Here is a 26,889-nt window from a genome sequence, read left to right as displayed (position 1 = left end):
GCACGGCCGCCTGTCGCGTCCTGCCTACTCCCTCAGACGTCGTGTACCGTATCCAGATCGCCAAACCGGGTGAATTCGCCCTCGAAATACAGCGGGATGGTGCCGGTTGGTCCGTGACGCTGTTTTTCCAGAATCAGTTCGGCCTTGTTATGCACGAGCGCCATCTTGCGCTGCCATTCCTCCATCGCGACCTGATATTTGTCCATGCTCTCATAAGCGCTGTCTTTGGGCATGCGCTGCTGGAGATAATATTCATCGCGATAAACGAACATCACGGCGTCGGCGTCCTGCTCGATCGAGCCTGATTCGCGCAGATCCGAAAGCATCGGGCGCTTGTCTTCTCGCGATTCTACCTGACGCGAAAGCTGGGACAAGGCGATGACCGGCACCGAGAGCTCCTTGGCGATGGCCTTGAGTCCCTGGGTGATCATCGAGATTTCGAGCACGCGGCTCTCGGGTTTGGTCCCGATGGCAGGGCGCATAAGCTGAAGGTAGTCAACCACCACAAGGCTGAGCCCCTTGGTGCGTGCCAGACGGCGGCACCGTGTCCGCATGGCGGAAAGCGAAATGGCTGGAGTATCGTCAATATGCAGGGGCAGTTCCGACAATTCGCGCGAGACACGCACGAAGCGATCGAACTCGCGCTGGCCGATATCGCCACGACGAATCTTCTCACCCGACACTTCGGACTGCTCGGAGAGGATACGTGTCGCCAGCTGTTCCGATGACATTTCGAGCGAGAAAATGGCGACAGCGCCGCGCGGCTTGATGCCCTTGTCTTCAGCCTCGCGCAAAAGCGCCTGTGCGGCCGAGAAGGCGATCTTGGTGGCCAGGGCGGTTTTGCCCATGGCCGGCCGTCCGGCCAGAATGAGCAGATCCGACGGATGCAGGCCGCCGGTTTTCTTGTCAAAATCGCGCAGCCCCGATGTCAGGCCACTCACATCGCCTGTGCGCTGAAAGGCCTGCTCGGCGACCTGCAATGCGCCGGTCAGGGCCCGCTCGAAGGTGACGAAACCGCCATCCTGCCCCTTGTCGGTGGCAAGCTTGAACAGGGTTTCTTCCGCCGCCGCGATCTGGTCGCCGCCCTCAAGATCGGCACGTGCCCCATAGGCGTTGTTGACGACCGTCTCGCCAATATCGATCAGCTGGCGGCGTATCCAGGCGTCGTGAATGGCGCGCCCGTAATCACCGGCGTTCACGATACCGACCATCGCCATCAGCAACTGGCCCAGATATTGCGGTCCGCCTACCTCATCCAGCAGGCCCGAATGTTCGAATTCGGCGCGCATGGTGATCGGATCGGCCAGCATGCCGCGATCAATGCGTCGGGCGATGGCCTCGAAAATCCGCCCATGCAGAGGGTCGGCGAAATGGGCTGCCTCAAGGAAATCCGAGACGCGCTCATAGGCCTTGTTATTGGTCAGTAACGCACCCAGCAGGGCGCGCTCTGCCTCCGGATTGGCAGGAGGGGTGCGCCGAAGCAGCGCAGTCAGGCCGTCATCGGCCAGAGCTCGGACAGGGGTATCGGTCATGGTCACAGCGCCCCTCTACCACGCTCGATGGCGATTCGATCAAGTTAAGAGGATGGGGTGTTGCCACCCAGGGGCAATAAGTCGATTCTTCCCTCCCTGCCCGGCTAATGGGGGGAGGCGGGTGTATGGGGTTCGTTCGCGGCCCTTGCCCGCCGGTATCTGTCTCTGGCCTTGCCGGTCGGGCACCGGGCCTTGGAGGTGTATCCCTCTGGCATCATCGTTTTGTGAGACCAAGCCATGACCCATCCCGCCCTTTTTGCCCATATCCCCGGAGAGGGGTTGCTGCAGGTGCAGGAACTCGGTCTGGCCTTTCTGCTCTCGGCGCTGATCGGGCTTGAGCGTGAGTATCGACAGAAGGCAGCGGGGTTTCGTACCTATACGCTGGTTGGGGTCTCCGCCGCGCTGTTCATGCTGATCTCCAAATACGGTTTCGATGATGTGCTCACCCCGGACCGTGTGGTGGTCGATCCCTCGCGTGTTGCGGCCCAGATCGTGTCCGGCCTCGGCTTTATCGGTGGCGGTGTCATTTTCATGCGGCGCGATACGGTGCGTGGCCTGACCACTGCCGCCTCTGTGTGGTTGACAGCGGCTATCGGCATGGCGTGCGGCGCGGGAATGACGATCGTCGCCGTGCTGACGACAATCGGTTATCTGCTGATCATGTTCCTGACACCCGGCTGGCTTCTGCATTTCCCGCGTGCCCCGCGTCACGGGTTCAAGGTCAGTGTACGCGGTGCCGCTGATATCGATTTTGTCGATCCTGTCTGTGCGGCGCTCAGGAAACTCGGCTTCACGCTGGGTCATATGGCGCAGGAGCGTCACGATGAGAGCGACCGGCTGATCATGACGGTGCATGTACACGGCCTCAAAGCCCCGGATGACGTCGTGACAGCCTTGATGCACCTCCCCGGCGTGCAAGCGGTGTGGAGCGAAAAGCAGGACGAGGCTCCGGACTAGGCGTCCGTCATTGCGTATGGCGGCGGAGTTCGCGCCGTACGCCCAACAGACATGAACTTATTGCGTTGATCGAGGGCGCTGCGGCAGCGCTCTGGAAAGTTCCCGACGCGTTTAGGGAGCGCCTGCGCAAGTCAGAAGAGGTCAATCCCACCCTGGGAAATCAAGGCTTCTTCCAGACGGCAGATCAGGGGCATCCAAAGGGCGACTGCCCTTTGGCGGGTTTCAGGGCAGAGCCCTGAGAGAACTGTCTGTGGAAGCACTGCCTAGAAGCTGTGCAGATGGCAAAGCCCCTCCGGGGAGAGAATACGGGTCAGGGTTTCCTCGGGAACGAGCTGGCGCTCACGGACAATTTCGATCACGCCGCGTCCGGTACGATGGGCTTCGAGCGCGATGGCAGTGGCGGTCTCGTAGCCGATAAAGGGGTTGAGCACCGTAACCAGCCCGATCGAATGGGTGACCATCGCCTCAAGCTGGGCGGCATTGGCGGTGATGCCACGAATACAGCGCGATTCGAGTGTCAGACAGGCAGCGTGCAGATGGGTCAGGCTTTTGAACAGACTATGGGCAATGATGGGCTCGAAAGCGTTGAGCTGTAGCTGTCCGGCTTCGGCGGCCATGGTGACGGTTAAGTCATTGCCGATGACCTCAAAAGCCACCTGATTGACCACCTCCGGAATGACGGGATTGATCTTGCCCGGCATGATCGACGAGCCCGATTGCATGGGCGGCAGGTTGATCTCATTCAGCCCGGCGCGAGGGCCGGAGGATAGAAGCCGCAAATCGTTGCAGATCTTGGAAATCTTGACCGCAAAACGCTTGAGAACGCCCGATACCTGAACGAAAGCACCGCAATCCTGTGTCGCCTCGATCAGATCCGAGGCCGTCAGCAGATGCAGGTTGGTGATCATGTTCAGATGGCCGCAGACGGTTCTGGCAAAGGCGGGATGGCCCGCAATGCCGGTGCCGATGGCCGTGCCGCCCAGATTGATCTCGCTGATCAGAAGAATGGCCTCCTGCAGGCGCTTCTGATCCTCGTCCAGCATGACGGCATAGGTGTGAAATTCCTGCCCGAGCGTCATGGGAACGGCATCCTGGAGCTGGGTGCGGCCCATCTTCAGAATGTCATGAAATTCCGTCGCCTTGGCCATGAAGGCCTTGCGGAGCACGGTCATGGCATCGGTCAGATGGTTCACGCCATGAATGGCGGCAATACGCAGCGCCGTGGGATAAACATCATTGGTGCTCTGGCCCATATTGACGTGATCGATGGGGTGAAGCGCTGCGTAATCCCCTTTTGCCCGTCCCAGATGATCGAGGGCGCGATTGGCGATGACCTCGTTGGCATTCATGTTGGTCGAGGTGCCGGCCCCGCCCTGTATGACATCAACCACGAACTGGTCATGCAGCATGCCAGCGCGCACATCCTCGCAGGCAGCAATAATGGCGCGCGTGCGAGAGGCATCGAGCAGGCCAAGGTCATGATTGCTCTGGGCAGCCGCCTGCTTGATGGCGGCGAGGGCATTGATCAGCTCGGGATAGGCGCTGATCTGTCGTCCGGTAATGGGAAAGTTCTCGACAGCGCGCAGCGTGTGGATACCGTAATACGCCTCTGCCGGCACCTCGCGTGTGCCGAGAAGGTCGTGTTCCGTTCTGGTGGCTGGCATGATCGTCTCCTCAGTCCTGTCACCAGAGGAAATGATCATGCCGTGCATGACAAGCCAGACGGGGGGCTTGGGGCATGTCCATTGGATGCATGAGCTATGCGATCATTGCAGGCGATGTTGCGCAGCCCCGCGATGTGCGCTCCCCGTGCCTCTGGAAATGCAGGCGGATGCACCGCGGAGGCGATGGCGTCAGGCTGTAAAGAACCGGCTCAACCCCAGATCACGCAGCCCCTTGCGATAGGCGATCGAACTGCGATCGGCCATGACATGGGCCTCGAGCGTCGGGTCGAGGGGCAGACATTCGGGCTTTTGGGCCTCCACGAGCAAACGATCCTCCTCAAAGACGCGGCGATTGAAGTCATAGACGGCTTCGACGGGGATATCGGTATCGAAGTTGCGGCAGATCGGCGCGAACATGCGTGTCTTGCGGGCAGAGACGGGTGAGGCGGCATTCATGATCACCAGACGGCCATCCTCCGGAAAGTGGATCTCCAGCGTTGCCGTGAAGGGCAGGGAGGTTCGGAAGTGTCGCAACCATTCAAAGCCCGCAGGGGCACGCCCTTCTACGCCAATGGGATAATTGCCGACCGAACTGCGATATTCGACCTCGAAACCCTCCTCTGTCCGCCGCGGCATATAGGGGGGAACGACCGGGTTTTCAGGGTCGGCAAAGGTATCGGCGTGCACAAAGGCAAAATGTGCGACATCCAGAAACCCCTCGACCTGCCGACCGGCAAACCCGGCGATGTCGATCGAGGGACAGGTGATCTGTTGATAGGCCGGGTCATGCCAGTGGGGCATGGTCGGCACGTCATGGGGCGCCTCGCCAGCGAGACACGTCCAGACCAGACCATAGCACTCGCGCACGGGGAAGGTTTTCAGGTGCAGCTTGCCCGGTATGGCAGCACTGGGATGGGCAGGAACACGCACGCAGCGCCCTGACCCGCCAAAGCGAAAACCGTGATAGGCGCAGGCAATGGTCTCGCCATCACCCGTGCCGAGGCTGAGCGGCACACCGCGATGCGGGCAGATATCCTGTGCCACCACGATATTGTCACCCGCACGATAGATGACCAGCGTTTCATCCAGCAATGTGGCCGCTACAGGAGCGGTGCCGATGTCGCGGCTCAGCGCGACGGGATACCAGAAGCGCGAGAGAATGGCCCAGTCGGCTGTGTCAAAGCTGCACTGGCGCGGAAGCTGTACCGGGCGGTCGAGTGTTTCGGACATGAAAGCCCCCGCAGAAGGAGTGGATCGTCACAAAGACATGTCACGCGCACCCCGTTCGAGGATATATCCAAATTCCTGACAGGGCGTTTCGAAAAAGAGAGCACTCGACCATGCCGGTATTCTCCCGTTTCTCGCGTTATTTTCTGGCCGTGGCGCAGCATGGGTCGATCCGGCGCGCGGCCGAGGCAACCGGAATTTCGGCCTCATCCATCGACCGGCAGATCCTGCAGGGTGAGGCCCGTCTGGGTGCTGCCTTGTTCGAACGTTTGCCGTCAGGCCTTCGGCTGACGGCAGCAGGCGAGATGCTGCTGGTTCAGGTCAGACGCTGGGATCGTGAATTTGGGGATTGCCGCACACGCATGGAGGATCTCAAGGGGCTCAAGCGCGGCCATGTGACGCTGCTTATTCCGGAGGCAATGGCGAGGGGGCTGGTCCCGCGTATCGTGGCCTCCATACGCGAGCATCATCCCGGGGTGACGCTGGGCGTCCGTGTCATGACCAATCACGAGATTTCGCCGGCCCTGCTCGAAGGGCAGGGAGATCTGGCGCTGGTTTTCGATCCTGTGGTGTCACATCGCCTTGCGGTGCGGGCCTCGGTGGCCTTTCCCGTCGGGTTTGTCACCACGCCCGGCCATCCGCTGACGAACGGACAGACGGCGCGGTTCAGCCAATGCAGCCTCTACCCTGTGATCGCGCCACGACCGCCGCTGGCACTGGGCGAGAAGATCGCCTGGCTGGCCGAGGAAACCGGATTGGCACTGAATCCGGTCTGTGACTCAGATGATATCGAGGCGATCAGGGCGCTGGTCCGTCATGGGGTCGGGGTCAGCCTGCTCAGCTATATCGATGTCCTGCCAGAGATCGAGGCCGGGACACTCGCCTTTGTACCGCTCGAGCACAGCCGGATACGCCCTCTGACGCTCGGATTCTGCGTCGATCAGGCGCGATCCTTGCCTGTCGCAGCGCGGCTCGTGGCGCAGGCGCTCGAGCAGGGCCTACCGGGACTAGCCTATTCCGCTCCGGCTGTCTGAGCGGTCAGGTCTCAGCCTTCGTGGTGATTGACCAGGGGCTGATGGCCGACGCTGGCCGAGGAAATGGCCTGAACGGCATCGGCTGAATCGACGACAACCAGTGCATCGCCCGCGATCGGCGTAGGCGTGCGATCCTTGGGCAGCAGGGCGCGAAAACGCGTATCGTAGCTGGCGGCCTGCTCATATTGCACATCCAGCAGGCCATTCTTGTCCATGAACACGTTCATGGTGGCGGGGATGCGTATGCAACCCTCGGAGGCAGGATGACCGAGGCGCTGTTCCAGAAAATCAGGGTCGGTCGCGTGGATTTCGAGCCGGATATCACCTGTCTCATGGGTGGGCAGCCAGCCTTTGACGGCGTTGTGCCAGCCCATATCCCAGACGCGCATGCCTTTGGCACCAATGCCACGTATGCCGTTCTCGTTTTTCGTGCCTAAGGCACGGTAACCGAGACGGTCCGGGGAATTGATGAATACGCCTGTGGGGGTGATGTAATAGAACTTGCGGCCTGCGCGACCGGTCGAGACGGGGGTCCCCCCCAGAGTCTCCCAGTCTGCATTGCCCGGCATGGCCAGCACAAAGCACAGGCGCTGCACCTTGGGGTTGCGATCGACCACCATCAGGATCTGGGGGCGGTCGATGGGCGTGTTCGTGCTGGCAATGGCGGCACGGGCAAGGCGGATAAAGCGCTGGCGCTGCTCAGGGGTATAGGTTGTAAAGCGCGAAACCGATTTCTTCATGCTCAGCGTCAGACGGCTGGCTTCCAGACGGGCATCGTGCTCCGACAGGACAGGCAGGGGCGGAATGACGATGGGCGGTGTCGTCGCATGATCCGGCACGGAAGAGACCGCTCCCGCCTGGGTGGGGAGTGGTGGCTGGGCCGCCGGGGCAGCCAGAGCCGTCGTCGGGTTTTTGGTCTGGGCCTGGGCGCAGCCCGAGAGCGCGCTGGCAGAGAGAATGCACCCCAGGAACAGGCCTGGCAGGGCCTGCCTTGTCTGGGTCAGAAAGCCCGGCATCACCGTCCTGTTTCTCGTCTGCATCTCAACTCCAGTGCTTCATGGCGGCAACGTTCAGGGCTGCGCTCAGTTTGCTCCGTTCTTGCCGGAAGCGCCTTCATTCAGATAGCGGCTGAACCATGCCAGCATGCGTTTTTGTGCATCGCTCGCATGGTCGTGACCGCGCATCCCGTGTCCTTCACCGGGGTAGATCACAAGGCTGGTCGGAATTCCGAGCGCGCGCAAGGCATGGTAGAACTCGAGACTTTGTGCAGGCGGACATTCCACATCATTGGCTCCGACGTAAATAAAGGTCGGCGTCCTGACTTGCTTGATGAAAGTCATGGGTGAGGAATGGGCGTAGATGGCCGGGTCATCATAGACCGTGGCCCCGAAAAAGGGCGGCATCCAGGCATCGATACCGTTCTGGCCATAATAGGACTGCCAGTTGGCAATGCCGCCACCCGCTGCTGCGGCCTTGAAGCGGTTTGTCTGTGTCACGATCCACATGGTCATGTAACCGCCATAGGAATAGCCAGTCACGCCCAGACGGTTTTCGTCGATTGGGGCGGTCTTTTCCAGCGCATCGATGCCGCGCTGGATGTCGCGCAGATCGCCGTGACCGAAATCGCGGCGGTTGGCCATGGTGAAGGTTTCGCCCTGGCCATAACTGCCGCGCGGGTTGGGCAGGAACAGATCGTAGCCAGCATCGAGCAGCACGGCCGCATCGCCGGTGGGACGCAGGAAGCGGGGCGTGACGGCCGATGAAGGGCCACCATGAATGATGGTGATCATCGGCACCTTGCCGTTGCGGGTCATGGCGGCGGGGCGTGACCGGGGTGCAAGGTGCCAGCCCTGTACCTTGAAGCCGTCACTCACCCAGCTGACGCTGGAGGCAGTGTAGGGTACGGTCTGGCCGTCATTGGAATGGGTGAATTGCTGCCATGCGCCAAGGCGACCGGCCCAGATTTCAGGCGGGCTCGTGAAGCTCTGGCGTATCACGACACTCTGGTCGCCTGCGCAGGTCAGACGGGGTTCGCCACCCCCATCGGAGAGCAGGCCGTCTGCGCTTGCCATGAGGGGAGGCTTGTCATCGATGGACCGCATGACGGTCATGGGGCCTGCAATGGTCGAGGCGATCAGGCGCCCCTGACACCAGCTCAGCCCGGTGACCGTAGCCTTGAGGGTGCGCGTCAGATTGACCGGCGCGGCCTTGGACTGTGACAGATCGAGCTGCAAGGCATCACCGCCAAAGAACCCGAAATCACTCATCAGCCCTGCGACGAAACTGACACTCCCGCCATCGGGTGAGACGAGCGGCAGGCCGATCTGCTGCGAAAGCGGGTGGGTGTACAGCACCTGCTCTTTTGAATCGGCAAAGCGCGACAGATGTGCCGACCACCAATGGGCATCACCATTGCCCGGCGCTGCCGTGCCGATGAAGGCGGGGGTGCTGTTGGGCAGCCAGTCATATTCATAGACATACAAACCATCAGGCGACTGCCAGTGAAGACCGTCCTTCTCGATGGTTGCGATACGCTGCTCGTCTTCCGTTGCGTCGATCTCACCCGTCTCGGGCGCGCCGGCCTGCAGGGCACCGGGGTCACGACGGGCATTGGCAATGGCCAGAACGGCAAGGCCGCCTTTGGGGCCATAGCGCAGATCCTGAAGCGAGCCCGTGAATTTCAACAGGCTGGTTACGGTCTTGCCATCGGCTGTAACGCTCAGGATTTCACGGTTCTGGGTGTTCTTGTGGCGGATGATGAAAGCCAGACGGGTTCCATCGGGGCTCCAGCTGGGGCTGGAGGGCGCACAATCCTTGCAGGGCAGCGCAACGGTCGTGGTGTGACCATCGGGCAGGGTGCGGATCACAAGGCTTGCCGGTGCCGCCTCGGCAGTTCCCACAGCTTCCATGCTGTCGAGTGAGGCCAGAGAATGGCCATCAGGTGAAAGCGCTGGCGCAGTGTAGAAATGCAGCGGTGCCGCCTGTGCGCTTGCCAGGGTTACGCCGCCGAGGGTCGCGCTCCCCATCCCGAGAGAGAGCAGCGATGTGCCGAGCAGGCGGACCCGCGACAAGGAAAGGAGCGACATGATCGGCTTCAGCTTTCGGATGAGAGGGGGGTGGAAACGGGGCGCCCTGCCGGGCGGGACGGGAAAATGCGATGCCATGTTCTCGTGCCGAAGCGGCCGATGGCATCCATGTAAAGATAGACCACCGGGGTGGTGTAAAGCGTGAGCAGCTGGCTGATGAGCATGCCGCCCACAATCGCAATCCCCAGCGGGCGACGCATTTCCGACCCATAGCCGTGACCTGTCATCAACGGCACCGCGCCAAGCGCGGCAGCAAGGGTGGTCATGAGAATGGGCCTGAAACGCGTAAGGCAGGCTTCATAGATGGCTTCGCGCGGGGTGTGCCCCAGTTCCTTCTCGGCATAGAGCGCGAAATCGATCATCAGGATCGCATTCTTTTTCACGATGCCGGTCAGCAGGATCATGCCGATCATGGCGATGAGGCTGAACGACTCCCCGCCGATCCAGAGCCCCAGAATGGCCCCGATACCGGCAGAAGGCAGCGTGGAGAGAATGGTAAACGGGTGAATCAGGCTCTCATAGAGAATCCCGAGCACGATATACATGGCAAAGAGCGCGGCCATGAAGGCCAGCAACTCATTGACCAGCATCTCCTTTGTTTCACCGGCAAGCCCCGAGAACTCGCCTGTCAGACCCGCAGGTGCACCCATATTCCTGAGTGTATCCTCGATCAGCTTGCGGGCATCCTCATAGGTCTTGCCATCGATCAGGTCGAAGCTGATGGCGGTTGAGGTCATGCCATCCTGATGATCGATTTCCATCGGTGTCGGCTCCATGACCAGATCCGCCACGTTGATGAGCGGAATCATGGTCTCGACCGATGAGGCAACGGCCGAACCGTTGGAATTGTTACCGGTAATCTGGTTGGCAATCGCGTTGCGCAGTGAGGCCTGGCTGAGCTGTGTTGCGGTCGAGGCCGTGCTGCCACCCGCTGTGCGTACACGGATCTGGTTGGAGCGCACGGCACCGGCAGGCGTGCCAGAGGCGGTGGAGATCCACGTGCTGCGAAGCTGCTCGGGTGATTCACGATAGGCGCGCGCCACCTCCATCACCACAGAATGGGTGGTGAGTTCGGTATGGATGCGAGATGCCACGGTCTGGCCATAGGCATCATAGAGCACATTGCCCACGAGCTGCGGTGTCACCAGATAACGCGCTTCGGTATCGCGCCGGAGTTTGACATGAACCGATGCGCCATGACCCTCGATATTGGTCATGACGGAAGACATCATCTTCTCCTTGCGCAGCCTGGCCACAAGGCGCGGTACCCAGAGCTTCAGCTCGGCCACATCCTGATCGCGCAGCACATAGCGGAAGGCACCGCTGCGATGCTGACCGCCGCCGCCATTGGGGTCACCCGCCGAGAAGAACGAGGTGCGCAGGCCCGGCATGTCACCCAGCTTCTTGCGTATGCTTTCCACGATCTGCGTATCGGTGCGCGTACGGGTGTGCTTGTCGCTCAGCCGGGCGAAAAGCTGCCCGTCACTGCTGCTGTTGTTCCAGCTCGTGACAGACAGCACATCGGGGTCATCCTTCATCACCGCACCGACATAATGGATGCGCTTGGTGATCTCGCTGAACGACATGGTGTCGTCACCGCTGATCGACCCACCCACCAGCGCGATATCCTGCGCAGGAATGCCTGTCTTGGGCATGAGAACAATGGAGGCCACCAGGGCGATAAAGCTCAGCGGCAGGGTGAGAAAGGTCAGGACGTGATGGCGCAGGGCGACACGCAATGTCCGGCCATAGAGGCTGATGATTCCTTCCAGCGCCCAGTCGATCGCCCGCAACACCCGGTCTCGCAGCGTTTTTCCTGTGGGTTGTTCATGCTCCACATCCAGCCAGTAGGCGCACATCATGGGCGTGAGGGTGAGGGACAGGATGAGGGAGATGAGAAGCGCCGAGACGATGGTCATGGCGAACTCGAAAAAGATCGCGCCGACCTGACCGGGGATGAACAGGAGCGGGATGAACACCGCAATGAGCGAGGCCGTGATCGACAGGACCGTAAAGCCGATTTCTGACGAACCGCGCAGGCTGGCACTCATGCGATCCATGCCCGCCTCCATATGGCGGGCGATGTTTTCCAGCACGACGATCGCATCATCCACCACAAAACCGACCGCAATGGTAAGCGCCATAAGCGACATGATATCGAGGGTGAAGTGCTCCCACTTCATGACAGCAATCGTGCCGACAAGGGCAATCGGCACGGTAACGGCAGGGATGATGGTCGAGCGCAGGCGACGCAGAAAGACCAGAATCACCCCGATCACGAGAATGATGGACACGCCAAGAGTCAGTTGTGTGTCGTCCATCGAGGCGCGTATGCTCGATGAGAGGTCAATGGCCGTATCCATCTGGACACCGGGAGGCAGGACCGAACGCAGCATGGTCATGCGTTCCTTCACGGCATCGACAATCTTGACCGTATTGGCCTTGGGCTGCCCGCGCACGATAAGCGTGATGGCGCGCTTGTTGTTGAAATACCCGGCCTGATAGAGGTCCTGAACGCTGTCCGTCACCTCGGCGACAGAGGACAGCTTGATGGGATTGAGATTGTTGCGATAGCCGATGATCAGGTCACGGTACTGCGCCGCATGTTCAGCCTGGTCATTCGTCTCCAGCATCATGCGCTGGCCGCCCGAGTCAAGAAATCCCTTGGGCGTATTGGCGTTGGCCGATGCAAGCGCCTGACGCACGTCCTCGAAACCAACACCCCATTTATAGAGGGCATAAGGGTTCACATCGACGCGTACGGCAGGATCGGCGGAGCCCACGGCCTGCACATGGCCCACGCCCTTGATCTGCGCCAGCAGGGGTTTGACGCGTATCTGCGCGAGATCATACAGCTTCGGCAGCGTCATCACGTCAGATGTCAGGGAAAGCAGATAGACCGGCTGAGAGGTCGGATCTTCCTTGTAGGCAAAGGGATCACGGTCGAGCGTGCCCTGCGGCAGGTCGGCCCGTGCGGCACGCAGGGCGGCCTGCACATCGCGCAGGGCACCGTCGATATTGCGTGATTCCACGAAATCGACCCGGATATAGGCAAAGCTGTTTTCGCTGTCGGACTCGATCTGCTTCACCCCGGCAATCTGGCCGAGATAGCGCTCAAGCGGGGTCGTGACGGAACTGACCATCTGCTCCGGGCTGGCGCCGGGCTGCTCGATCTCGATATTGATCGTCGAGGAGCCGATATCGGGCAGGTTGGCAACCGGCATCAGCGGGTAGCAGATGGCTCCGGCTGCGAGCAGCGACAGGGCGAGCAGAATCGTCGCCACGGGGCGCATGATAAAGAGACGACACAAATTCATTTCGCCTCCATAGCAAAAAATCCGGGGGAATACTTCGTATCAGCGTGTAACCTGGTTATCTTTTCGTCATCTTGTCACATCAGCTGCCCTGAAGGCCTTCTTGCCATGCGGTCACCTGTGTGGGCTACTGGCAAGCAAAGCTGTTTTCTGTTTGTCAGACCTTGCGATTGTCGAGGCAACGGGCAAAGGCGTCAGGGTACTCGGCTTTTATGGCAAGGAGGCATCCTTGCAGGCCGGGTTCTCAATGCCCGGCATGGAGCCCGGCCGGCCTGTTGGCTGATGCAGATAATAAAGCTCGGCCAGACGCACGGGCAGCAAATCCATAAGGCGTGATCCAAGAACCAGCCAGGAGGGGAAGATGATCCGCCTTTTGCGTCTGGCAAGGCCATGCAGGATATGGGCAGTTGCGTTTTCAACGCGCATCAGGCCGGGCATGGGGAAACGGTTCTGCGCGACCATGGGGGTTGCTACAAAGCTGCAGCACACACTTGAGAGATAGATACCGGCACGGCGGCTATAGGCCCCGCTGGCAACAAGGAAACGGTCGAGCGCGGCTTTCGAGGCCGAGTAGGAAGGGGTGCCGGGATAGGAGACCAATCCGGCCACCGAGGCGATGGCACAGATCTGTCCACGCTGTTTGCGAAACCGTCCCCATTTGCGCAAGGGCTGTTCACGCATCCGCGCCATCATGGGCAGGATGGCATTGAGTGCGCCATCCATATTGACCGCCATCATGCGCCTGATCTGGTCGCCTGTTTCAAAAGCTGCGCCGTCCTGGTCCATTGTGCTTACGCCGCCAGTAACCCCGGCGCAGACCAGAACCAGATCGACATCGTGTTCTGCACCCTGCGCGCACCATCGCGTCATCGCCTCGCGATCCGTCACGTCGAGACAGGTGATGTGGGCGGTTGCTCCTTTCTCCATGCAACCCTGCCGGGTGGCTTGCAGCCCCGTCGCGTTGCAATCGGCGAGATAGAGAAGGCGATCGGGGGCGGACAGGGCGAGAGCGAGGGCGCGGCCGATACCCGAGGCCGCGCCGGTAATGAAGATCGTACGATAATCCATGCGCCTCAGCCTATACGCTGTGTCGTGTCGCGCCAAATGAGGCGGCCATGTCGGCCAGATGGGCGTGATGGGTCAGGAACAGGATCTGGTTGCGCTGCGATTGCGCGGCGAGCGTTCTGAAACCGGCCTCGGCGCGGGCCTCATCGAAGGTGATGAACAGGTCATCGGCAATGAAAGGCAGGGTGATGCCGCGCGCCTGCGCCTGATCGAGGGCCGCAAGGCGCAGGCTCAGAAAGAGCTGGTCGCGTGTGCCTTCGCTCATGGCACCGGGGCGGATCAGTTTTTCATCTTCCAGCATCGCAGCCAGCTCAGGCGCCTTGCCATCCTCGGCGATGGTAAGCCTGCGATATCGCCCGCAGGTCAGCGCGGCAAATATGGATTCTGCCGATTTCAACAGGGGGTTGGTGTTCTCGTCGCGCTGAAGGCGCGCCACATGGCTCAGAATCATCGACTGGATACGCGCGCTGGCCCAGGTCTCGGCGACATTCGCCATTTCGGTGCGGCAGGTCTCGATATCCAGGGCAGCATCACGGGCATTATGAGCCTGTTCGATCTGGCGCATGTCATTGGCGATTTCACCCTGACGTTTGAGGTTCTCCTCACGGCGGCGCTCGATGGCTTCATAGTCACTCGTGAGTTCAGAGAGGCGAAGGCTTACGAGATCGGGCGGCAGGGTTCTGGCCTGTTCCTGAAGCTGATCGAGACCAGGGGCATCGCGCTCCAGAGCGATACGGCGCTCAAGGGCTGTTTTTTCATCCAGCGCTGCCTGCCGGGCTTTTTCATGCGCGATCCGCACGCGGAGCTTTTCGATCATGGCCGCATCCACGCTCGCTGTTGCGGGTTCGTAATCCGGCATCCTGCGCGCGAAAGCGAGGAAGGCCTGTCGCAGCACGTCGCAAGCGTTCTGTGCCTCTTTGAGGGCTGCAAGGTTTCGTGCCAGATCGGCATCATGAGCAGCAGCCTTGTCACGATCCGTCCGGGCATTGCGCAGCAGGGTGGCAAGACGGTCGAGACAGGCTGCGCTATCGAGATGGCTGAGGGCCTCATGCCCCGGCAGGTTTTTTGCGAAGGCGGCAATGGCACGGCCGAGCGCGTTATCCGCCTCTTTTTGGGCCTTCAGGGCCTGATGCAGTCGGGCGGCTTCGCTTGCAGCACCATGCAGGGCCGAAAGACGGTCGATGGCTTCTGCCGATTGCAGCGGGATGATTGCCGTTGTGCTGCTGTCGGTACCGGCCTGCAATGACCATTCCTCTTTCAGCGCGGCCTGTTCGTCGTGCAGGGATTGGGCTTTTCTGAGTTCGCTCTCCAGGTTGCGCTGTTCCTGCTCGATATCGGTCCGGATGCGGGCCAGACGATCGGCTTCATGCTGCCATGTCTGGCGGCGCGCCTGAGCCCAGACCAGCGCATCGCTGACAAGGGTGAAGTCCGGCATGTCAGGCAGGACATTGCGCAGGATGTCGAGCGCAGTGCTGTGTTGGGCGGCACGTTCGCTTCGGCGCATGATCACCTGCTGCACGGCGTCATGGTTCCTGAGTGCCGTGGCACGCAGGGCCAGCCAGCCGCGCAACCGTTCCGGCTCAAGCGCCGGCAGGGCGCGATTTGCGCATTCCTCATGCCAGGATGCGGTCGTCTTTTCGGTTTCTGCCCCAAGGGCATCGCGCTGTATGACGAGATGCGCATGATCGAGGGAAAGACGCTCGATTTCCTGTTCGATCTGGGTAAGTTTAGCCGATTCCTCGGCCTCGTCGAAGCGTTTGTCGGCCAGATGATCGGCATGGTCGCGTGCCTCGATGAAGGTGCTGCGTGCTGATCTGTCACGGGAATCATGGGCGAAGGCCTCGAACAGGGTGTCGCGCTGGGCTCTGGCTTCTTTCAGAGCGCCGAGCGAGACGATCTGCCGTTGCTCCAGATGGGTTCTAGCGAGATTTTGTCGCGCCAGAGCATGACCAACAGTGTCAAGCGCTTCATCCAGAGCCGCATCGCGGCTCTGCAAATCACGCCACAGGAGGCTCTGGGCTCCCAGTGAGGGGGCATCAGGAACAGCCATACCCTGCAGCGCGTCGATCGTGCCCTGCCAGGGGGCGAGGTCGCGCCATGACTGGGCGAGGGAGGTCTCTGCAGCCTGTTTCTCACGATCAAGGCTGGCCAGTTCGGCATCAATGCCATCGCGTCTTTCAGCCTGCTGCAAAGCGGTTAGCAGCGAGGAAAGCGGGCGTGTTTCCTCATCGCCGGCGCGCGATTTTGCCAAAGCGAGGCGCGCCTCGGCGGCGAGACGCGCCGTACGGGATTCGGCCTCGCGCTGGATCAGCATATCGTGACGCAGGGCGAGGGGGCGCAGCCTTGCGAGGGATTCAGGTGTGGGAAGGGCCGAAAGAATTTCCTCGTATTCTCCGCGCAGCCCTTCGCGGCGCAGTGAGAAATCGAGATCGGCCAGTTTCTGCTCCTGCTCGGGCCAGCGACGTCTTGCCGGGGCAAGGTCGCGCTCCTGCCTTTCCAGCGCGTCGATTGTCGCTTCATGGGACAGGAGGGCGAGATCGGGGGTGCAGGCCGCCCGCATGGAAACGAGGCTTTCGCGCAGCTCCGCCAGCCGGTCGGCTTTCTGCTGCGCAGCGACAAGACGCCCCAGTTGTTCGTCAAACAGGGTGTGATCATCTGGCGAGAAAACCGGGGGTGGTTCAGCTTCCAGCGAGGCTGTCAGAGCAGCATGTCGCTCAAGGTCGCCCCGCAGCCGGGTCAGGCGCTCGAGCCCACTGCGCTCGGCCAGAGTCTCGCGCAGCCGGGCCTGGATCTGGCCAAGTGACGCCGTCACCTCATCAGATTCGCGGTTGAGCGCAGTCCAGCGCTGGCTGTCCTTTTCTGCGGCAGTCAGGCGTGTGCGGGCATCGGTCAGGCGCGTACGCAGGGCATTGAGTCGTGTGCCGCGTCCGTTCTTCTTCCACAGAGCACCGGATTCAGCGTCAAGCTGGTCGAGCACAGACTGAACATTCTCAAGCCCGAACCCTGCAGCCAGAAGCTGCTGGCCCAGATCATCCTCAAAACGTGCCATGGCATCGCCACCAAGGCGCAGGCGCTGATGATCGAGGCTCCACTGACGCTCGAACGCTGCACGGTCCACGCCGCCCAGACAACGGATAAGCCCGTTTTCATCAAGCGGTGTCGTGCCATCGGGGGCCAGAAGGGTCTGCTTGGTGCCGCGCTTGCGGATCGCGCCGAAAGAGTGCCCGTCATGCTCCATCACACCGCCAATGCGTAGCTGGGCGGCATCAAAACGCCAGTCCTGCGCCTTGTTGTGCGGAAAGCCGAAAAGCAGATCGCCTATCGCCTGAAGCGTCGTGGATTTTCCTGCCTCATTCGCCCCGTACAGCACGTGCAGATCGGTTTGAGACGCCGTGAAATCGTAGTGGCGGTCGGCAAAGCGGCCATAGCGGATCAGATCGAGCTGCGCGATTCTCATGGCGTCTCTCCCTGCGTGGCGTCACGCAAGCTGGAGAGGCCCTTGTGATCGTATCCCGCCTCATGGGAGGCCTCGTTCCCCGAATGGCCGGAGAGCTTCTCACAAAGCGCATTTTCCAGCCCCGGCAGAATCGCGGCCCAGTCGCGCCGCTCGATATGATCGAGCAGGGAGTTGGGCGCGATTTCACCGAGGTTCAGCGTCTTGAGGCACAGATCGAGATCGCGGCCGATATCGTCCAGAAGCGCAGCATCCTGCGTGGCACGATGGATCAGGGCAGAAAGGGCGCTGTCATCCGCTAGGTCGCTAGCGGAGGCACCTGAACCCGGTGCCATGAGCGGGGCTGTGTCGAGAACGAGTTTTTCCAGCTCGATTTCGCCGCCACTCATGGCCGCGAGATGCTGGATTGTTTCGCGCAGCGACGCCCCCTGACGCCTGAGCGTGTCATGCAGGGCGGTCTGGCCACACAGGACGAGACGCAGCACGCAAAGATGATCGGGATGAGCGCGGGCAATATCCTGAAACAGGGTCCCGAGATGCTGATGCAGATCGGGCTCGTGGGTGAGATTGGCGCAGTCGAAACGCGTTTCGACCCAGCGCACCACATCGCAGGGGACTGGATCGATCGAGGTCACACGGTGATTCTCGACCGTGACGACCACCACGCCTTTCTCGCCTGTTTCGCGTATGTGACGCCCCTGAAGCACGCCGGGATAGACGATCGGCGTGCCGTTATCGAGAATCATGCGCTCGTGGACGTGACCCAGCGCCCAGTAATCATAGGCTTTGGCACGCAGCCCGTCTGGCGTGCAGGGGGCATAGGTCTCGTGCTCGCCATGACCTGAAAGTGACGTGTGCAGAACCCCGATATTGAAATATCCCTCAACCGGTGCGGGATAGGCAGGGGTCATATCATGCGGAACATGGCGATCGGCAAAGCTCTGGCCATGCAGGGCAACGCCAAGGGAATCGATGAGAAAACTGCCCGGTTTGCGCGAGGGAAAACGGTCGATCCCCTGTTGCAGTGGCAGGTCGCGCGTCAGGATCGAGGCGGCATCATGATTGCCCTGAAGCAGAAAGACGCGGATGCCGTGCCGGATGAGCCGACCCAGCGCCTGGGCCATGTAGCGTCCTGTGCTGAACGTTTTCCAGTTGCCGTCATACAGGTCCCCCGCGATGACGACGAACGCCACATCATGAGAGATGGCGATCTCCACCATGTTGTCGAGTGCTCGTCGCGAGGCATCGCGTATGCGCTCCATGGACAAACCGTCATGACGTTCAAGCCCGCGAAGTGGGCTATCGAGATGAAGATCGGCGGCGTGCAGAAAGCGGAACGAGCTCATGACCGCATTGTAGCGCATTCATGGGCGTTGCGCGCCGTCGGAAAGAAGGAAGCGCTGCATGCCGTGCGGCGGGACACCCGGACATCGCCTCAGTCATGATTCCTGCCGATAATATCCTGCTTCTTCTCCTGTTCGCTGCGGCAAGCAGCCTGCTGGCCAAAGCGCTGAGAAACCGTATTCCCCTACCGCTCATCCAGATCGTTCTGGGTGTGGCGGCAGCCCTTCTGGGCGTCAGGATAGGCCTGCGCCCTGACCTTTTCATGCTGGTCTTTCTGCCGCCACTGCTTTTTGCCGATGCGTTTCGTATGCCACTGCGTGAATTCCATGAATTGCGCGGCACCATCTTCTTTCTGGCCTTCGGGCTGGTCGTGTTCAGCACCATCTGCTGTGGCTACGCCATTCACTGGCTGATCCCGACGCTCGATCTGCCCTGCTGCTTTGCGCTTGCTGCCGCACTCTCACCTACCGACACGGTGGCGGTGTCGAGTCTGCTGGCGGGAAAGCATGTGCCTGAGCGCATGATCCATGTGCTTTCCGGTGAAGCGCTGTTCAATGATGCTTCCGGGCTGGTCTGTTTCCGCTTCGCCACGGCGGCCGCCATGACGGGGGAGTTCTCCTATCGTCAGGCCTTCGATTCATTTCTGCTCGTGGCGTTTGGCGGCCTCGCGATCGGGGCGGTCATTGCCTATGTCTCGGCGCGTCTCAACCGGATTCTGCTACGACGCGGCTTTGATGACCCGCCCTTGCAGATCACGCTCATGATCCTGCTGCCTTTCGTGACCTATATCGTGGCCGAGCGGGTGCATTGCTCGGGTATTCTGGCTTCTGTTGCGGCCTGCATGGTCATCAAGATGATGGGCATGATCGAGGAGACCAATACCGCCACGCGGCTTCAGGCCACCACGGTCTGGGGTATGGTCAATTACATTTTCAATGCGCTCATCTTCCTGCTGCTCGGGCTGCAATTGCCGGCGCTCATGCGGGGTGGGGTGCAGATGGCGCATGAGCGGCAGGTTTCCATCCTACAATTGCTGGCCCTGATCGGCGCGATCTATCTGATCATGACCCTGCTGCGCTTCATCGGTATCTGGTGCTCCATCCTGCGCCGCTGGCTCGTGGCCCGATGGAGCCATACGCCGTTTGTCTGGCCCGATTTTCTGGGATCCGTACTGCTCACCTTTGCTGGGGTACGCGGGGCCGTGACACTGGCGGCCGTATTGTCATTGCCTGCGTTCGGGAGTGACATGGGGGCGTTTCCCTCACGCGACCTGCTGATCACCATTGCGGCAGGGGTCATTGTAATCTCGCTGGTCGGTGCCGGGCTACTCATGCCGCTTTGCATCCTGTTTTTGCCCAAGCGCGGCATGGAGCGCCATGCGACAGAGGAGAACGCGGCCCGTCAGGCCCTGCTCCATACGGCCGTCACCCTTCTGCATGATGAAAAGACACGTTGCACACAGGACAGCCAGGCGGAGCCAGCCGATAATGCGCTCAGAATTGATGTGCTGGACCGGCTGGAGCAGAATTATCAGAACCGCCTGAGCCAGATCGATGAGGCGCCACAGGCTTCACTCATGAGCCGCAGCCTGTCATTGCGCCGGGAGAGGCTGGAGCTCGCGTCCCGCCTTTTGCTGCTGCGGGCCCAGCGCCAGACCCTGCACCGGCTGTTTGTGGAGCGGGGAATCAACGATCAGACAGAATGGGAACTGCAGCAGGAGCTCGATTTCGAGGAACAGCTTCTGCGCTCGCGCGTACAGCGCCTGCCGAAAGACATCTGACATCCGGCGCGGTACTGGGGTAAGCCGCGCCGGGGGTGTGCATCGTCACATCATACCGCGTTGAGTCAGTTCCTTGCGCATGGTGCTGAGCATGAAGCGCGTGGAGTCCTCTGCCCTGTCTTCCCAGGCAAACACACAGGAGGAGAGAACCCCGTCAAAACGGATCTCGGCCAGCGTGTCGAAGAACGTGGCCCAGTCAATTTCGCCCTGCCCGATATCGAGATGCTGGTGCACCCGCACCTTTGCGCCCGGCGGGTTGACGATGTAGCGCAGCTCTGACGACTTGCGGTGGTCGAATGTATCGGCCACCCGGATATGCACCAGAATATCGGCCGCCTCACGCAGCATGGCCGCCATATCCTCACCGTAAAAAAAGGTGTGCGGCACGATGTAGGACATCCTGACTGCGTCCGAGCCGATATTGCGGATGATATCGATGGCCGGATGGAAGGTTTCGACCCAGTCTTCCGGATGCGGTTCGAGAGAGAGCGTAATGCCCGAGCGCTCCAGCAGGGGCACCAGATCATCCATCGAGCGCCAGAAAGCGGCCTCGCAGGTTTCGGGCGTGGCGACACCGGGCGGCAGGCCGGCTGCGCGTTCGGGCGAGGTGCCGCGACCGAACTCGGACACCATGATCCTGCATTCCATTTCCGAGGCAATCTCGATGGCGCGGCGCCAGTAGCGCATGGCGGCCTGACGTTCTTCCTCAATCGGGCTGGACCAGCGATACATGGGCTGAAGCGTGGTGAGCTCGGTTCCGTTATCGCGCAGCGCTTTCCTGAAGTCGCGTATGCGTTGGGAGGTGGCGCGCGGCATCACCCACCAGTCCAGAAAATCGGCACGGGGCGAGAGCTCGATGCCATCAAATCCGTATCCCGCCGTCGCACGGGCGATATCGGGCAAAGAGAGATGGCGCTGCATATAGGGGTCAAGAACCAGTTTCACCTTTGGGCTCCTCCTTCAGGACAAACCCGCTCCGGCTGTTTGCTCCCTTGCATACGCAGGCGAGAGGCTTGTGTCAGCGTCGGGTTCGACTGCGATACCCTAGGCAGAACGCCTGTCGTGGTATGGTGAAAAACTGATTGAAAACCATCATTTTTCACGCCGAGCCCCGTAAAGGGGGCGTGTTATGCTGGGAAACCGCCGGTGAGGCATACTGGCCTCACGAAGGATTTATCCCAAGAGCGCCTCGGTGAGCCTTCATCGGGGCCTGTGGCGTGATGATCAGCGCCGCTGGTGAAGCGCTGATCCTTATGGAACGCGTGTCTGATCCTGTTCGACGTCAACCGGTGTCGCAGCGGTCAGGGTCAGCGGCGTGTCTGGATATCGGGTCCGTTATACTGGCCACTGCCCATGACGCCGCCCGGACCGGGCCGGTTGACCGGGGGTGATACCAGCGAGTCAGGCCACGCAGGTTCAGCAGGTGCGCCGGGCACGATAGCCGTCCGGCCACGTGGCAGGGCTTGCGGGAGTTCCTCACGCAGGCGCTTGAGAAGGCGCTCGCGCAGGTCACAGCAGAGATTCCACATGCCATTGGCGTCAACAGCACCCGCAATGAGGCGGATGGAGATCACCTGCGCATTGCTGTCAGCCACCTGACAGCCAACCGAACTCATGTCGCGGTCCCAGTCGGGAGATTTCTCAAGCTCTTCGTGAAAGAGGCGACGGACCTCATCGACCGGGGTTTGATAATCGAGCCATAGAAACAGCGAGCCGATGAGCGAGGGAGAGCTGTGCGTCCAGTTCTGGAACGGGTTCTCAAGAAAATAGGCAATGGGGACAATATAGCGTCGGCGATCCCATGTACGCAGCACCACATAGGTCGCGTTGATCTCTTCCACATAGGCCCAGTCACCATTGAGGATCAGCATATCCTCCATGCGTATGGGCTGGGTGATGGCAATCTGGATGCCTGCAATGAGGTTCGACAGGGCAGGACGGGCCGAGAGACCGACGACCAGTGAGGCGGCACCCGCGGAGGCGAACAGCGACACGCCATACTGACGCACGGATTCAAACACCATGAGCGCGGCACCCACGGTGATCACCCCGCAGGTGATCTCGATCAGGCGGCGCAGGATGCGGATCTGGGTTTGATGCGAGCGGACCGTGATATCATCCACATGCTCACGGTTGGCGATGCGATCGAGATATTTGTCAGTGCCGAAGCGGAACGCCTTGATCAGCCCGAAACCGATGGTGATGATCACGGCGAAAGCGAAGAAATGCGCCAGAAACTGGATGGTGGTGGGGGCAAATCCCGTCGTGGCCGGCAGGGCTGCAGAGGCCGCCACGATCATCAGCAGCAGGCGCACATGGTTTTGCAGCCTGGCGATTGTCTCGTGAATGAAGGCGATGCGACGCAAACCCGGCAGACGCGGCAGCGCCTCGGTAATCAGGCGACTGAAAAGCAGGGCAATGAGCGCGGCGGCAACCAGCAGAAGTGTTGACGCCACTGATGGCGGGAGCCAGTCGAACCATGCGAGAAGTCTCGACATGGAGTGCACATAGTCTTGCTTGATCACAGGCTTTCCTTCTTCACTCGGAACGATGGGGCGTTTTGCTATCACGTTGCCGTGATGTCGCAAAACCGGCGCATGAGAGGGTTAACCCCTGATGTCGCCAGCGTTTCCCATGAAAGAGCGGTAAGGAAAGGCGTGCGGTTGACGGCGCCCGGATAGGAAGCGCCGCTACAGCCTTGCGCCTGGTATCTGTGCGTTACGCCTTTGGACGAGAAGCCAGGCGTCGAGCCAGCAACGTGCACACGAAAAGCTGGATCTGGTGATACATCATGAGTGGCAGCACGACCGTGCCGACCACGGACATCGGAAACAGGATATTGGCCATCGGCACACCGGTGGCGAGCGACTTCTTAGAGCCGCAAAGCATGAGCGAGATGCTGCTTTCTTCCGAAAAGCCAAGTGCGCGGCCCATCAGGCGCGACAGGAGCAGAACCAGCCCCAGAAGCACGATATCGAGCCCTGCGGTCAGGGCAAGGTCAGGAAGCGATACGCGATGCCAGATTCCTTCCACCACGGCATGGCTGAACGCCGTATAGACCACCAGCACGATGGAGCCGCGATCGCTGAGCGAGAGGAGTTTCTTGTTGCGGTGCGCCCAGGCCCCAAGGCGCTTGTGCAGCAACTGCCCGATGCCGAAGGGCAGGAGAAGCTGGGTTGCGATATCCACAATGGCATGGGCCGACCAGATATTGCCTTTCTGCACGATCAGCCCAACCAGAACAGGCGTGGCTACGATACCGAGCAGGTTCGACAGCGTGGCTGCACAGATCGAGGCAGGCACATTGCCTCTGGCGATAGATGTCAGCGCAATCGAGCTCTGCACGGTTGAGGGCAGGCAGCACAGAAAAAGCACCCCATGCCACATATCGGGCTTGAGCAGACCCGGCATGAGGGCATGAAGCACAAGACCCAGCACGGGAAAGAGCAGAAACGTGCAGGACAGCACGCTGCCCTGAAGCCGCCAGTCACGTACGCTTTCCAGCACGGCCTCGGGTTTGAGCCTTGCGCCCTGCAGAAAGAACATCAGGGCGATAAGCAATGTGGTCAGTTTCGACAGGATGACCGCCACAGGCCCCGAGCAGGGGAGGAAGGTGGCCAGCACGATGGCGGCGATCAGACTGAGCAGAAAGGGGTCGAGTTTGCGCATGGTGAGCGATTTCCACCGCAACACCCGTCTTTGGCAAGAGGGAGAAAACGCCCCGGATATCTGGAGGGAAATGCAGGTCGTGCCTGTTATGCTTCAGAGTGGCACCGGGCGCCCGCCTTCGAAGCGATTGTCCCAGGCCGGAACCGTGCAACGCGTAAGGCTGGAGGCCTTGAGAATGACGGCTCTGTAAGGTTCGGTCAAAGACAGGAAAGGGCCATTATTATAATCTTGATGTATAAATATATATTACCTATATTATAATAGTAAAATATAAATTTTATCATGTTTATATTTCGGATATTATTTTCGTATCGCGTGGGTGATATTACGAAAAGACAACCATTCTGCGGGTGATGCGTCTTTGCGGCTCTGGTAAGAGTGAGGGCTTACTCCTCACCAAGATATTATCGACAGCCCATGATCAAAAGTATCCCCGGTTTCTTCAAGGTCTCAACGCTCTTCGATCTGTTCGAGGAATGCGCCATGCTGATTCTCACGCTCTGCGTCATGGCCGTGGCGACGCTTGGGCTTGTGCATGTCGTCTATGCTGTTTTCGAGATGGTGCGCTCGGCAACTCTGGTTCCATCCAACCCGGCTGTCCTGCAATCGCTGTTCGGCCTTTGCTTTACAGTGCTGATTGCGCTGGAGTTCAAACATTCCATTCTCGTTGCACCGGATACACCCTCTCACAGCCTGGTCAGGATGCGTTCCGTACTGCTGATCGGCATGATGGCGACCGTGCGCAAATTCATCGTGCTCGACCTGAGCGCAGTGGATGTCATGGGGGTTCTGGCGCTGTCGGCCTCGGTCCTGTCTCTCGGTATCTGCTACTGGCTGGTACGCAGCCGCAAACCTGTTGCCGATAGTGCGGCACCCGGCGTCATGCTTCCCGGTGCAGCCGCGACCGTTATGCCACCGGGGGCCGGTCATCCCGGCTCGACGCACGAGACAGTTTGAGCCTTTCCATCGCCGCGATGCGGCCAACCGGCCCTCGATATGCCGCGTCAGACCTGTTTCCTATCCATGCCATGCAGCCCCGAGTTCCCTATGCGAGGCAGGGTGTGCGAAGGTTGTTCTCACCCGGATGTCCGATCCCGGGCAGGGTAGGGGATGTGAGCTTGCTGGCGCAGGCCGTGACACGCAGAGTCGGGCAGAGGGATTGACCGCCATGACAGGAACGCCTCCTGACAAGCCTGATCGCTTTGGTGACGAGGTTGTGCCCGGCAAATGTCCAGATGACCGTATCACGATCCTCTCGACCCGGCTTCTGGCCAATGACTGGGGCGTTTTGACACGTTACACGCTGAGCTATAGGCGCAGGAGCGGCACGACTCAGGTCTTTACGCGAGAGACGTATGATCGTGGCGATGGGGCCGCGATCCTGCTTTACGATGACGAGAGGCAGGTGGTCCTGCTTACCCGACAGTTCCGATTTCCAGCGTATGTCACAGGGCATCGTGAGGATCTGATTGAGGTTTGCGGCGGCCTGCTCGATCACGATGACCCGGCCACCGCCATGCGCCGTGAGGTTGGTGAGGAAATGGGGGTCGAGATTGGCGAGATAACCCCCATAGGGTGCTATTATATGAGCCCCGGATCGGTGACCGAGCGCATCCATTTCTTCACCGGGGCTTACAGGCCCGGGATGCGGATCGGGCCGGGCGGCGGCCTGGAGGGGGAGGGCGAGGAAATCGACGTGATGGAAGTCGCGTTCCCTGAAGCCCTGCGCATGATCGGTGACGGACGTATTCTGGATGCCAAGACGATCCTGCTTTTACAGCATGCGGCAATCAAGGGGCTTCTGAGCGTTCGAGGCGCAGGGCGATAGGGTGGTTTCCGGCTCGGCGGTTGACCCGATGATAACGGACCAATGTGCATATCCTGACACAACCCTGTGATGGCCTGTCTTAACTGCTGACAAGCAAAAGACGATGACTTACAAAACGAAAGATAGGTTTTCGTTTTGAAAGATTCTTGATCATGTCGATGGGCGTGAACAGCGCGACTCTCAAACGCCGTCTGGGAATTGTCGATGCCGTAAGACGCGCCGGATTCATACGGACCGAGGCGCTGGCAAGCCAGTTCGACGTCTCCATGGTGACGATAAGGTCAGACCTTGCCTATCTGCAAAGTCAGAATCTCGTCATCAGAACAAATGGCGGTGCCCAGCCAGCTCACGATTATGCTGTCGACGCGCCTCTGGATGAGGGGCCCACCCTGTATGAGGCTCGGGCCCTGGCGCGTGCTGTCGCCTTCAGGCTCAAGCCAGGCCAGTGCGTTTTTCTGGACAACACGCAGGCCGCTTCTTTCGTGCCGGTCTATGCGACAGCCGAAAACCTGCGTTTCGTCGTCAACAGCTTCGAAACCTACCATATGGCGAGCCGGACCAGCGATGCGGCGGTCTCGTTGCTGGGTGGCGAGTATGACCGGCTGGGATACCCGCTGATCAGCCCCGCTGCCGATCATGCCTTGTCTTTCTATGATCTGGATCTTGCGGTCATTTCGGCAGCCCAGATCAGCAAGCGGGGTTTCACCTGTCTCGATCAGACAGGCAGCTGTCTGGAGAGTGCCATCATCCGGGCGCGGCAGGTCTTTTTGCTGACTGACCGCCTCGATCGGGCTGATGAGGACGGTCATGTTCTGGCCTGGCGCAAAACCATGTCGGTTCTGCATGGGGGCACACCGCCCGATGGCGCGGTGCTGTGCGAGGACTGGTCTGTTTTTGCAGATGACACCGCACCCTCCGGCTGAGCGCCCTGCCGG

Annotated in this window: 18 protein-coding genes; 6 read left to right on the top strand and 12 right to left on the bottom strand. The window is 60.5% G+C overall.

Going from position 1 to position 26,889, the window contains the following annotated elements:
* Positions 1 to 32 precede the first annotated feature (32 nt).
* Positions 33 to 1,532, bottom strand: a complete 1,500-nt coding sequence (locus Asbog_RS13305) for a replicative DNA helicase (RefSeq protein WP_062165491.1) — start codon at positions 1,530 to 1,532, stop codon at positions 33 to 35.
* 237 nt (positions 1,533 to 1,769) lie between these two features.
* On the opposite strand from Asbog_RS13305, the gene Asbog_RS13300 reads away from it, so the two are divergent.
* Complete coding sequence (locus Asbog_RS13300; RefSeq protein ID WP_023979924.1) at positions 1,770 to 2,489, top strand: MgtC/SapB family protein; 720 nt, start codon at positions 1,770 to 1,772, stop codon at positions 2,487 to 2,489.
* Between the two features lie 263 nt (positions 2,490 to 2,752).
* On the opposite strand, the gene Asbog_RS13295 is transcribed toward Asbog_RS13300, so the two are convergent.
* Together Asbog_RS13295 and Asbog_RS13290 are read right to left on the bottom strand one after the other, a co-directional pair.
* On the bottom strand, positions 2,753 to 4,153 hold the full coding sequence (locus tag Asbog_RS13295) for an aspartate ammonia-lyase (RefSeq protein ID WP_062166035.1): 1,401 nt from the start codon (positions 4,151 to 4,153) through the stop codon (positions 2,753 to 2,755).
* Between the two features lie 189 nt (positions 4,154 to 4,342).
* A complete protein-coding gene (locus tag Asbog_RS13290; RefSeq protein ID WP_062165490.1) occupies positions 4,343 to 5,383 on the bottom strand; it encodes an aromatic ring-hydroxylating oxygenase subunit alpha in 1,041 nt (346 codons plus the stop codon).
* Positions 5,384 to 5,493: 110 nt separating this feature from the next.
* Here Asbog_RS13290 and Asbog_RS13285 point away from each other — a divergent pair, with 110 nt between their 5' ends.
* Positions 5,494 to 6,414, top strand: a complete 921-nt coding sequence (locus tag Asbog_RS13285; protein ID WP_062165489.1) for a LysR family transcriptional regulator — start codon at positions 5,494 to 5,496, stop codon at positions 6,412 to 6,414.
* An 11-nt stretch (positions 6,415 to 6,425) separates the two neighbouring features.
* On the opposite strand, the gene Asbog_RS13280 is transcribed toward Asbog_RS13285, so the two are convergent.
* The 6 genes from Asbog_RS13280 to Asbog_RS13255 form a co-directional block, all read right to left on the bottom strand.
* Positions 6,426 to 7,430 (bottom strand): L,D-transpeptidase, encoded by a 1,005-nt coding sequence (locus Asbog_RS13280; protein WP_371861693.1) that lies wholly within the window; start codon positions 7,428 to 7,430, stop codon positions 6,426 to 6,428.
* Between the two features lie 66 nt (positions 7,431 to 7,496).
* Entirely contained in the window at positions 7,497 to 9,500 is a 2,004-nt protein-coding gene (locus tag Asbog_RS13275) for a S9 family peptidase (protein ID WP_062165488.1), read from the bottom strand.
* A gap of 8 nt (positions 9,501 to 9,508) precedes the next feature.
* Complete coding sequence (locus Asbog_RS13270) at positions 9,509 to 12,817, bottom strand: efflux RND transporter permease subunit (RefSeq protein ID WP_062165487.1); 3,309 nt, start codon at positions 12,815 to 12,817, stop codon at positions 9,509 to 9,511.
* Positions 12,818 to 13,024: 207 nt separating this feature from the next.
* Positions 13,025 to 13,882, bottom strand: coding sequence for an SDR family NAD(P)-dependent oxidoreductase (locus Asbog_RS13265; protein ID WP_062165486.1), 858 nt, complete (start codon positions 13,880 to 13,882; stop codon positions 13,025 to 13,027).
* Between the two features lie 10 nt (positions 13,883 to 13,892).
* The gene (locus Asbog_RS13260) at positions 13,893 to 17,336 is read right to left on the bottom strand and encodes an ATP-binding protein (RefSeq protein ID WP_062165485.1); all 3,444 of its coding nucleotides are present in this window, start codon (positions 17,334 to 17,336) and stop codon (positions 13,893 to 13,895) included.
* Positions 17,333 to 18,679: a metallophosphoesterase family protein gene (locus Asbog_RS13255; RefSeq protein ID WP_171840708.1), complete on the bottom strand. Its 1,347-nt coding sequence runs from the start codon at positions 18,677 to 18,679 to the stop codon at positions 17,333 to 17,335. Before Asbog_RS13255 ends, Asbog_RS13260 begins: the two co-directional genes overlap by 4 nt.
* 95 nt (positions 18,680 to 18,774) lie before the next feature.
* Between Asbog_RS13255 and Asbog_RS13250 the strand changes: the two genes are divergently transcribed.
* On the top strand, positions 18,775 to 20,457 hold the full coding sequence (locus Asbog_RS13250; protein ID WP_062166033.1) for a Na+/H+ antiporter: 1,683 nt from the start codon (positions 18,775 to 18,777) through the stop codon (positions 20,455 to 20,457).
* A gap of 45 nt (positions 20,458 to 20,502) precedes the next feature.
* Here Asbog_RS13250 and Asbog_RS13245 read toward each other — a convergent pair whose 3' ends face one another.
* From Asbog_RS13245 to Asbog_RS13235, 3 genes are all read right to left on the bottom strand, one after another.
* Positions 20,503 to 21,402, bottom strand: a complete 900-nt coding sequence (locus Asbog_RS13245; RefSeq protein WP_062165483.1) for a sugar phosphate isomerase/epimerase family protein — start codon at positions 21,400 to 21,402, stop codon at positions 20,503 to 20,505.
* Positions 21,403 to 21,764: 362 nt separating this feature from the next.
* Positions 21,765 to 22,955 carry a mechanosensitive ion channel family protein gene (locus tag Asbog_RS13240; protein ID WP_083510887.1) on the bottom strand — a complete coding sequence of 397 codons (1,191 nt, stop codon included), beginning with the start codon at positions 22,953 to 22,955 and terminating at the stop codon, positions 21,765 to 21,767.
* Between the two features lie 220 nt (positions 22,956 to 23,175).
* Positions 23,176 to 24,126, bottom strand: coding sequence for a bile acid:sodium symporter family protein (locus Asbog_RS13235; RefSeq protein ID WP_062165482.1), 951 nt, complete (start codon positions 24,124 to 24,126; stop codon positions 23,176 to 23,178).
* 417 nt (positions 24,127 to 24,543) lie between these two features.
* Between Asbog_RS13235 and Asbog_RS13225 the strand changes: the two genes are divergently transcribed.
* The 3 genes from Asbog_RS13225 to Asbog_RS13215 all read left to right on the top strand — a co-directional run bounded on the left by Asbog_RS13225 (position 24,544) and on the right by Asbog_RS13215 (position 26,877).
* Positions 24,544 to 25,083 (top strand): phosphate-starvation-inducible PsiE family protein, encoded by a 540-nt coding sequence (locus tag Asbog_RS13225; protein WP_062165480.1) that lies wholly within the window; start codon positions 24,544 to 24,546, stop codon positions 25,081 to 25,083.
* Between the two features lie 211 nt (positions 25,084 to 25,294).
* Positions 25,295 to 25,954 (top strand): NUDIX domain-containing protein, encoded by a 660-nt coding sequence (locus Asbog_RS13220; RefSeq protein WP_083510886.1) that lies wholly within the window; start codon positions 25,295 to 25,297, stop codon positions 25,952 to 25,954.
* A 152-nt stretch (positions 25,955 to 26,106) separates the two neighbouring features.
* Entirely contained in the window at positions 26,107 to 26,877 is a 771-nt protein-coding gene (locus Asbog_RS13215; RefSeq protein ID WP_062165479.1) for a DeoR/GlpR family DNA-binding transcription regulator, read from the top strand.
* The last annotated feature ends 12 nt before the right edge of the window (positions 26,878 to 26,889 follow it).

Source organism: Asaia bogorensis NBRC 16594 (assembly GCF_001547995.1).
Classification (GTDB): Bacteria; Pseudomonadota; Alphaproteobacteria; order Acetobacterales; family Acetobacteraceae; genus Asaia; species Asaia bogorensis.
Note: the sequence above shows the minus strand (reverse complement) of the source record. Positions and strands in the feature narration are given on the sequence as shown.

Excerpts from the sequence above, each read along its gene's own strand:
- Asbog_RS13305 (WP_062165491.1), bottom strand. The coding sequence starts at position 1,532 with ATGACCGATACCCCTGTCCGAGCTCTGGCCGATGACGGCCTGACTGCG.
- Asbog_RS13300 (WP_023979924.1), top strand. The coding sequence starts at position 1,770 with ATGACCCATCCCGCCCTTTTTGCCCATATCCCCGGAGAGGGGTTGCTG.
- Asbog_RS13295 (WP_062166035.1), bottom strand. The coding sequence starts at position 4,153 with ATGCCAGCCACCAGAACGGAACACGACCTTCTCGGCACACGCGAGGTG.
- Asbog_RS13290 (WP_062165490.1), bottom strand. The coding sequence starts at position 5,383 with ATGTCCGAAACACTCGACCGCCCGGTACAGCTTCCGCGCCAGTGCAGC.
- Asbog_RS13285 (WP_062165489.1), top strand. The coding sequence starts at position 5,494 with ATGCCGGTATTCTCCCGTTTCTCGCGTTATTTTCTGGCCGTGGCGCAG.
- Asbog_RS13280 (WP_371861693.1), bottom strand. The coding sequence starts at position 7,430 with ATGCCGGGCTTTCTGACCCAGACAAGGCAGGCCCTGCCAGGCCTGTTC.
- Asbog_RS13275 (WP_062165488.1), bottom strand. The coding sequence starts at position 9,500 with ATGTCGCTCCTTTCCTTGTCGCGGGTCCGCCTGCTCGGCACATCGCTG.
- Asbog_RS13270 (WP_062165487.1), bottom strand. The coding sequence starts at position 12,817 with ATGAATTTGTGTCGTCTCTTTATCATGCGCCCCGTGGCGACGATTCTG.
- Asbog_RS13265 (WP_062165486.1), bottom strand. The coding sequence starts at position 13,882 with ATGGATTATCGTACGATCTTCATTACCGGCGCGGCCTCGGGTATCGGC.
- Asbog_RS13260 (WP_062165485.1), bottom strand. The coding sequence starts at position 17,336 with ATGAGAATCGCGCAGCTCGATCTGATCCGCTATGGCCGCTTTGCCGAC.
- Asbog_RS13255 (WP_171840708.1), bottom strand. The coding sequence starts at position 18,679 with ATGAGCTCGTTCCGCTTTCTGCACGCCGCCGATCTTCATCTCGATAGC.
- Asbog_RS13250 (WP_062166033.1), top strand. The coding sequence starts at position 18,775 with ATGATTCCTGCCGATAATATCCTGCTTCTTCTCCTGTTCGCTGCGGCA.
- Asbog_RS13240 (WP_083510887.1), bottom strand. The coding sequence starts at position 22,955 with ATGTCGAGACTTCTCGCATGGTTCGACTGGCTCCCGCCATCAGTGGCG.
- Asbog_RS13235 (WP_062165482.1), bottom strand. The coding sequence starts at position 24,126 with ATGCGCAAACTCGACCCCTTTCTGCTCAGTCTGATCGCCGCCATCGTG.
- Asbog_RS13225 (WP_062165480.1), top strand. The coding sequence starts at position 24,544 with ATGATCAAAAGTATCCCCGGTTTCTTCAAGGTCTCAACGCTCTTCGAT.
- Asbog_RS13220 (WP_083510886.1), top strand. The coding sequence starts at position 25,295 with ATGACAGGAACGCCTCCTGACAAGCCTGATCGCTTTGGTGACGAGGTT.
- Asbog_RS13215 (WP_062165479.1), top strand. The coding sequence starts at position 26,107 with ATGTCGATGGGCGTGAACAGCGCGACTCTCAAACGCCGTCTGGGAATT.